This is a genomic window from Vibrio sp. 2134-1, from assembly GCF_033339495.1.
This window is the reverse complement of the sequence record NZ_JAWOUS010000678.1, coordinates 1-595: the sequence shown is the minus strand read 5'-3', so window position 1 is coordinate 595 and position 595 is coordinate 1. Positions and strand designations below refer to the sequence as shown.

Annotated in this window: 1 pseudogene; it reads left to right on the top strand. The window is 44.7% G+C overall.

Going from position 1 to position 595, the window contains the following annotated elements:
- Positions 1 to 71: 71 nt before the first annotated feature.
- Positions 72 to 595 (top strand): annotated as a pseudogene (locus tag R7R78_RS27915) (DNA polymerase); the annotation flags it as partial.

Sequence of the window (595 nt, the reverse complement as noted above, 5' to 3'; positions counted from 1 at the left end):
ATCAAATCTAGAGTGGTTACGTACTCTTAAAAAGGATAATCAATTTTTTCAAGCAGAAGACGGCATACGTGATGAAAGGCATCAAATACGACACCATGTTGGCGTCTTACGTTTACAACAGCGTAGGCGGCAAACACGACATGGACAGCTTGGCACTTCGTTTCCTACAACACAGCTGCATTTCATTCGAACAAATCGCGGGTAAAGGTAAAAACCAACTGACCTTCAACCAAATTGAGCTTGAGCAAGCATCGCCATACGCAGCAGAAGATGCAGACGTCACGCTTCGTCTGCACAATCGTCTGTTTGCTAACATCGAACAAGATGAAAAGCTAAAATCGGTTTACGAAGAAATCGAAATGCCGCTAGTCCCTGTTTTGTCTCGCATTGAGCGCACTGGTGTTCTGATTGATGACATGAAGCTGAGCGCTCAATCGGTAGAAATCGCGGCCCGTTTAGAAGAGCTTGAACAAAAAGCTTACGAAATCGCAGAACAAGAGTTCAACATGAACTCGCCAAAGCAGTTGCAAGCCATCCTATTTGAAAAAATCGGTCTACCTGTTGTGAAAAAAACGCGAGCGGGCACACCTTCAAC